Source organism: Rhizobacter sp. P2_D12 (genome assembly GCF_056404395.1).
Map to the genome: position 1 here is coordinate 1 of NZ_JBFUEB010000180.1, position 7,725 is coordinate 7,725.

Annotated in this window: 6 protein-coding genes; 1 reads left to right on the top strand and 5 read right to left on the bottom strand. The window is 69.5% G+C overall.

The window, feature by feature from the left end; all coding sequences use genetic code 11:
* Positions 1–3,241 (bottom strand): CHASE domain-containing protein (locus AC1DYN_RS30755; RefSeq protein ID WP_477966296.1); only part of this gene is annotated, 3,241 nt, incomplete at its 3' end.
* A gap of 168 nt (positions 3,242–3,409) precedes the next feature.
* Positions 3,410–3,940 (bottom strand): GFA family protein, encoded by a 531-nt coding sequence (locus AC1DYN_RS30760; RefSeq protein ID WP_477966298.1) that lies wholly within the window; start codon positions 3,938–3,940, stop codon positions 3,410–3,412.
* Positions 3,941–4,028: 88 nt separating this feature from the next.
* Between AC1DYN_RS30760 and AC1DYN_RS30765 the strand changes: the two genes are divergently transcribed.
* Entirely contained in the window at positions 4,029–5,162 is a 1,134-nt protein-coding gene (locus AC1DYN_RS30765; RefSeq protein ID WP_477966300.1) for a PA0069 family radical SAM protein, read from the top strand.
* 6 nt (positions 5,163–5,168) lie between these two features.
* Here AC1DYN_RS30765 and AC1DYN_RS30770 read toward each other — a convergent pair whose 3' ends face one another.
* From AC1DYN_RS30770 to AC1DYN_RS30780, 3 genes are all read right to left on the bottom strand, one after another.
* A complete protein-coding gene (locus AC1DYN_RS30770; protein ID WP_477966302.1) occupies positions 5,169–6,173 on the bottom strand; it encodes a transporter in 1,005 nt (334 codons plus the stop codon).
* Between the two features lie 60 nt (positions 6,174–6,233).
* On the bottom strand, positions 6,234–7,142 hold the full coding sequence (locus tag AC1DYN_RS30775; RefSeq protein ID WP_477966304.1) for a cation diffusion facilitator family transporter: 909 nt from the start codon (positions 7,140–7,142) through the stop codon (positions 6,234–6,236).
* A 76-nt stretch (positions 7,143–7,218) separates the two neighbouring features.
* On the bottom strand, positions 7,219–7,725 hold a 507-nt coding region (locus AC1DYN_RS30780; protein ID WP_477966306.1), incomplete at its 5' end, for a phosphoethanolamine transferase.

The window sequence follows — 7,725 nt, forward strand, 5'->3', positions numbered from 1 at the left end:
GCAAGGTGGCGACCAGCTTCGACAGGTCGAAGGGCTTGCCGACGTGGTCGTTCATGCCCGCGGCCAGGCAGGCCTCGCGGTCGGATGCCATGGCATTGGCCGTCATCGCGATGATGGGCAGCGTCGCCAGGCCCAGGTGCTGGCGGATGCGCGCGGTCGCGGTGTAGCCGTCCATCTCCGGCATCTGCAGGTCCATCAGCACGGCATCGAAGGGCGGGTCGGCGGCGGCCACGGCATCGACGCCGAGCCGCCCGTTGACCGCCAGCACGACATGCGCGCCCTCATCGCTCAGCAGTTCCTGGGCAACCTGCTGGTTGTTCACGTTGTCTTCCACCACCAGCAGCCGCATGCCGGTCAGCCGGGGCCCGGTGGCCGGCAGCGCCGGCCGGGCCAGCATGCCGGGATGCGCCAGCGCCACGCGGGCATCGCAGACCGCATCGAACAGCATGGATGCGGTCACGGGCTTGACCAGGAAGGCACTCAGGATCGCCTGCTCCTCGGGGCTGCGCTGCGCCAGTGCCGCGCGCCCGTGGGCGGTGACCATGAACAGCAAGGGGGCAGCCAGGCCGCACGCCCGGGCCCCTTCCAGCAGGCGCTGGCAGGTCTCCCAGCCGTCCAGACCCGACATCTGCCAGTCGACGAACACCGCCTCGTAGGGCCTGCCTTCAGACGCTCGCGCCGCCGCCAGCGCGATCGCCGCGTCCCCGCCGGCCGCCGCGTCGGCCTGCCACCCCAGCGACTGCGCCATGCCGACGAACACCTCGCGCGCAATGGCGTTGTCGTCGATGATCAGCGCGCGCAGGACACCCATGTCGGGCGGACGCGGCAAGGGCGCCTCGCCGGCCGCCTCGGCGAGTGCGAGCCGGATGCTGAAGTGAAAGGTACTGCCTTCGCCGGGCGTGCTGTGCAAGCCGAGGCTGCCGCCCATCAGGGCGACCAGGCGCTGGCAGATCGCCAGGCCCAGGCCGGTGCCGCCGAAGCGGCGGGTGGTCGAGGCTTCGGCCTGCGAGAACCCGTCGAAGATGTGCGCCTGGTGCTCGGGTGCGATGCCGATGCCGCTGTCGCGCACCGCAAACTCCAGCAGCACGTCGTCCGCGCTGCGCTCGACCACCCGAATCCGCAAGACCACCTCGCCCTCGGCGGTGAACTTGATGGCATTGCCGGCCAGGTTGATCAGCACCTGCTGCAGCCGCATGTCATCGCCGAGCAGGCAGCGGGGCACGTCGGGGCCGATGTCGAACAACACGTCGATCGTCTTGGCGCCGACGTTCGCCGACAGGATCACCGACAGGTCGCGCAAGAGGCGGTCGAGCCGGAACGGGCGCGGGTCGAGCGTCATCTTGCCGGCCTCGGCCTTCGAGTGGTCGAGGATGTCGTTGAGCAGGCCCAGCAGCGAGCGCGCTGCGCCCTCGGTCTTGTCGGCGTAGTCGAGTTGCCGCGCCGTCAGCGGTGTCTTCTGCAGCAGGTTCAGCATGCCCAGGATCGCATTCATCGGCGTGCGGATCTCGTGGCTCATGTTGGCGAGGAACTGGCCCTTGGCCACGCTCGCCTGCTCGGCCCGCACCAGCGCCGCCTTCAGGTCATCACCCAGGGCGCGCCGCTCGGTGACGTCGGAGCCGATCTCCATGAACCCGATCAGCGCGCCGGCGTCGTCGCGCATCGGCTGCACCTCGGTGTCGATCCAGTAGTCGCGGCCGGTCTTGGACCGGTTGAGCACCTCGACCCGGCACGCCGCGCCGGCCGCCACCGCATCGAGCAAGGTCTTGAGCGTGGCCGGATCCGCCTTGCCGCTGCCCAGCAGCTCGCCGGGGGTGCGTCCGGACGCTTCTTCCAGCGTGTAGCCGGTGATCCGGGTGAAGCCGGCGTTGACCCAGGTGATGCGCATGTGCGCATCGGTGATGGCCACCGAGTTCGAGGTGTGCTGCACGACGCGGGCCAGGCGGGCGAGGTGGACCGTCATGTGCTGTGCGCGCCTTTGTGCGCGAACGCGGCCGACGGCCAGCAGCCAGACCGCCAGCGCCATCAGGAAGCTGGCCAGTGCGCCGCCCAGCGCGATGAAAGCCACGCTGGAACGGTCGATCGAGGCTTCGAAGGCCGGCGTGCTGATGGCCCGCAGCGTCAGCGTGCGGCCTCCCACCACGAAGCGGCGCAATGACACGCGGACTTGGCCGGGGACCGGGGGCGCGGCAGCCGGCTGGCCCGGGGTGTCGTGGCGGCTGTCGAACAGCAGGTCGCCGGCTTGCATCGTCTCGTGCTGGAACAGCTCGATCTCGAGCGTGCCTTCGGCGACATCGGTCACGCCTTTCATGATCTCCGACACCACGATCGGCGCATAGACCAGGCCGATCAACAGGGCCTGGCGCCGTTGTGGCGTGGCGAGCGCGGCGGCAGCGGCACCGCCCTGGTAGACCGGCACCATCAAGAGGAAGCCCGGGCCGCGCGTTTCGTTCTGCAACAGCGAGATGCTGCCGCTCATGGACGGCAGGCCGCTGGTCGCGGCGCGCTCGGCGGCTTCGCGCCGAACCGCCTCGCGTCCCACGTCCTTGCCCAGGGCGCCGTGGTTCGAGGCCAGCGGTTCGATGGACTTGACGATGTAGAGGTCGGCGGCGTTGCCGGCCGTGTCCACCGCGAACCCGGGGCTGCCGTCCGCCTGCCGTGCGGCGACGAAGGCTGCAAGCGCGTCGCGCTGGACCCGCTCGATGAATCCGAAGCCTCGCACGCCGGGGAATTCGACCGGCAGGTCTCGCGATCCGACCCAGGCGCGGAGCTGGTCGTGGGTGATCTGGCCGTTTGCGGCAAACAGGCCGCGCAGTCCGTTGAGACCGTAGACGGGCCACAGGAAGTGGCGGCGCACGTCCCGTTCGATCCGTTCGGCACGGCGCTCGAACTTCTCCTGGGCCGCGGTCGACACGGTGCGCAGTTGCCACGCCACGCCGGCGCCGGTCAGCGCCAGGCCCAGCACCTGGGTGGCGGCGGTCATCGCGATGGCGGAGCGGACGGTGCCGGTGCGCGAGCCCTTGCCGCCGGGCGCGGCCGGTGCCTGGGGGGTCCCGGACATGCAGCGCCAGTAGACGGCCGGACCGGCGATGAGCAGCAGCAGGGCCGCGCTCAAAAAGACCTGCTTCGGCGCATCCAGGCCGGCGCCGATCAGCGGCACGGCCATCGTCACGGCGACCTGGACCCCGGCCACGATCAGCAGGATCTCGATGAACAGGCGGATGGGACGTGGGGTTTGCTTCATGGGGCTGCCAGCGTTGCGGGATTCATCCGAAGCGATGCTGCTGCCACGAAGCCATGGCCCCCGTTCGGCGAACACCGGGTCCATGTGCGGTCAGTGTGAAGGACCCGGCGGCGCGCCAAGCCCCGAACTGGCGGGTAATCGGCCCCGATCTCCCGGGCTAGTGCAGGGTCATGTCGATCCCCCGGCGGCCCGCTGCGCGGCCCGCCAGGCCTTCAGGCGCGGCAGCAGTTGCTGGTGGCGTTCCAGGCTCTCCGGCGGCCAGTGCGCGTCGCGCGGGTAGTACTCGGGCACCGCCGTCATCTGCGGCGGGATGAGCACCCAGGGCTGCTTCGACGCGGTGAAGATGTGGATGTCCGGCGGCAGGCGGTCGGGGTCGTCGAGCGTGCCGACGCGCACGAAGCTGAGCAGCGGACCCGAGCCGGCGTAGTGGCTCCAGACGGCCACGCGGCACGTCGGGCAGCGCGCGATCTGCTGCCCCTGGCCGCTGGCCGACGGCGTGTCGACCAGCTCGGGCGGGACCCCCAGCGATTCGACGCGGTCGGACTCGATCATCGCGTTCAGCGCGAACGACGCGCCGGTCTCGCGCTGGCACCAGCGGCAGTGGCAGCAGTGCACGAACAGCGGTGCGCTGTGCATGCGGTAGCGCACGCGGCGGCAATCGCAGCCGCCGTCGAGCGCAAACACGGTCGATTCGCCCATCGGTGACGGCTCCCCGGAAAGGCCGGAGTATGCCGCCGGTCGCGCACGGCGTCTGGTCGTGTTGGCGATTACTGTATATATTTACAGCATGCAGCCCAAACCCCCGCGCTTCCTGATCCAACCGCTCGTGCCGATGCCCACGCCGGGTGCGCAGAAGGGCCGCGGCACGGCCTGGGCCATCGAGCACCGCTTCACGCGCCAGGGTGGCGAAGACTTCGACGACGGCTGGGGCACGCTGGACCAGGAAGCGAGCGAAGAGCACCTGCCGCGCAGCACCCAGATCATCGAGGAGCGGGTCAAGAGCATCCTGTCCAGCAACGACTCGCCCGACGTCCACTTCGACCTGTCGATCAACCCGTACCGCGGCTGCGAGCACGGCTGCATCTATTGCTTCGCGCGGCCCACGCACAGCTACCTCAACATGTCGCCGGGGCTGGATTTCGAGACCCGCATCGTCGCCAAGGTCAATGCCGCCGAACGCCTGCGCGAAGCGCTCGCGAGCCGCACCTACGAGCCGCAGATGCTGAACGTCGGCGCGGCCACCGATGCCTACCAGCCGGTCGAGCGCAAGCTGGGCATCACGCGCTCGATCATCGAGGTGCTGCACGAATGCAGCCATGCGTTCTCGCTGGTCACCAAATCGTCCGGCGTCGAGCGCGACCTCGACATCCTGGCGCCGATGGCGGCACAGGGCCTGGTGGCGGTCTACGTGTCGGTGACTTCGCTCGATGCCGACCTGGCGCGCATCCTCGAACCGCGCGCCGCCGCACCGCACCGGCGGCTGCGCACCATCGAGACGTTGGCCAAGGCCGGCGTGCCGGTGGGGGTCAGCATCTCGCCGGTGATCCCGTTCATCAACGAGCCCGAGATCGAGCGCATCGTCGAGGCCGCGGCCGATGCCGGCGCGCGCTCGGCCTTCAGCATCATCCTGCGGCTTCCATGGGAGGTGAACCCGCTGTTCCAGCAGTGGCTCGAGCAGCACTTTCCGCAGCGCGCCGCGCGCGTGATGGCGCGTGTGCGCGARATGCGCGGCGGCAAGGACTACGACGCGGCTTTCGGCAAGCGCATGACGGGCGAGGGCGTCTGGGCACAGCTGATTCGGCAGCGCTTCCACAAGGCCTGCGCGCGCCACGGCATGAACCGCGAGCGCACCGAACTCGACCTCACGCTGTTCCGCAAGCCGCGCCTGCCGCCGGCGAACGGGCAGGGCGAGCTGTTTTGACGGCCTTCATTCCTTGCCGCGGAACGCCAGCCACCCCGCGGCCGCGGTGAACACCACCACCAGCAGCACCACCGTCAGGAACCCGTGCTTGTGCTCCGCCAGCGGAATGCCGCCGACGTTCATGCCGAAGAAGCCGGTCGTGATGTTGATCGGCAGCGCCAGCACCGTCACCATCGTCAAAGTGAACAGGCTGCGGTTGGTCTGCTCGCTGACCTGCGCGGCCAGTTCTTCCTGCAGCAGCTTGATGCGTTCCTGCAGCGCCGCCAGGTCGCGGATCACCAGCGAGAACTCCTCGGTGGCTTGGCGCAGCTCGTCCAGGTCGTGCGCGGCGACCCACGGCGGCGGCTGGCGCAGCAGCCGGAACAGCGCCGCCGGCTCGGGCGCCAGCAGCCGCTGCAGGCGGATCAGCACGCGGCGCAGCTGGCCGAGCTCGGTGCGCTGGTGCTTCATGCGGCCGCGCAGCAGCGTGTCCTCGATGCTGTCGACCTTGACGGTGGCCTCGCGCACGATGCGCACCAGCACGTCGCCCTGGTCCTTCAGCAGGTGGTTCAGCAGGTCGACCGACGAGCTGAACTTCGTGCCCTGGCGCACCGTCTCGCGCAGCCGGTCAATCGAGCGCAGCGGGTGGGCGCGCGCGCTCACCGCCAGGCGCTCGCTGACGCTCATCCACAGCGTCGCGATCTCCGACGGGTCGAACGCGAACTCGTAGGCCACGTCGTTGACGACGGCGATCAGGTTGTCCTGCGCATCCTCGATGCGCGTCGAGCGCGAGCCCTGGCGCAGCGCCTCGAAGAACTCGGGTGCGAGCGGCAGGTTGGCCTGCATCCAGGCCTGCGCCGACGCGTCGGTCAGGTCGAAATGCAGCCAGACGAAGGTCGGGTCATCGGGGCTGTGCGGCGCCTTCAGGCACTCGACCGCCTCGGCCAGGCCGATCGGCCGGCCCCCTTCGGCCGGGGTGAAGCGGAAGCCGCAGAGCAGTCCGTTTTGCTGGGCGCCATAGGAGATGGCCATGGTTTCGTTCCTCGGATCGGCACAGGGCCGATGTTGGCACGACAAGCATGACAGCCGACCTCAGTCGCGCAGGTCGGGCTCGAAGAACACCCAGCGCACCGACGGGAAGGCCACGCGCAAGCCGGCCTCGACCCGGTTGATCGCCTCGATCAGCGCGACGTCCGACGGCTGCGGGTGCATGCGCGCCTTGACGGCCACCATCACCTCGCTGCCCAGCTGCTGCGTCAGCAGGTTGAAGACCTGCGCCACCTCGGGCTGGGCCGCCAGGTGGGTGCGCATGCCGGCCAGCATCGCCGGCTCGGCGCTCTGGCCGACCAGCAGCGACTTGACCTCGGCACCGACCAGGATCGCCACCACCACCAGCAGCACGCCGATGCAGATCGAACCGATCGCGTCCCACATCGGGTTGCCGGTCGCGACCGCCAGCGCGATGAAGCCGAGCGCAAGCACCAGGCCGCCGAGCGCCGCCAGGTCTTCGCCCAGCACGACGATCAGCTCGCTCTGGCGCGAGCTGCGGAACCACTGCCACAGGGTCTGGGTGCCGCGCTCCTTGTTGATCTCGCGCAGGCAGCCCCAGAGCGACACGCCCTCGGCGACCACGCCGAAGGCCAGGATGGCCATCGCGACGCCGGCGTATTTCACCGGCTCGGTGTCGTGCAGCTTGTGCACGCCTTCGTAGATCGAGAACAGGCCGCCCATGCTGAACAGCATCAGCGCGACGATGAAGCTCCAGAAGTAGATCGCCTTGCCGTAGCCGAGCGGGTGGTCGGCGGTCGGCGCCTTCTTGGCCTCTTTCAGGCCCCAGATCAGCAGGCCCTGGTTGCCGCAGTCGGCGTACGAGTGGATGGCTTCGGCCAGCATCGACGACGAGCCGGTGAACACCGCGCCGACGGTCTTGGCGATCGCGATCGCGAAGTTGGCACCGAGCGCGAAGAAGATGGATTTGAGGGAGTCGGAGGAGGCGGACACGGTGTCGGGCGAGGGGCTGTCGGAGCGCGAACTGTGACACGTTTCGACATGATCGCAGCCCGGATTGGCATCCGGGCTACCGGCGGCACTGTGCGAACGGGTCCCTGTCCGCAAGGTAAACGCTGGTCTTCGCGCCCATGAAGCCCAGCACCCCAGGCACCAGGTTGTCATGGCTCAGCGGTGTGTCCCGCTGCGCCCGCAGGCAACTCATCTTGATCCCGGTGGCCGCCTCGGTCTGCGGTGCGAGCCACACCACCAGCGGCACGTGCTTCTGCTCGCGCGGCGCGATGCCGTAGGGCAGGCCGTGCAGGTACAGGTTGTTCTCGCCCAGCGACTCGCCGTGGTCCGACAGGTACAGCAGCGCCGGGTCGTAGGCGTTGCCCTGGTGGCCGAGCCAGTCGATCGCCTGCGCCAGCACGCTGTCGGTGTAGGCGATCGAGTTGTCGTAGGCATTGACGAGCTGCTGTCGCTCGCACTGCTGCAGCACGTTGGTCGTGCACTCGGGCTGGAACGGCTTGCGGCCGGGCGGCGAGCGCTTCGAGTACGCCGGCCCGTGGCTGCCCATCTGGTGCAGCACCAGCAC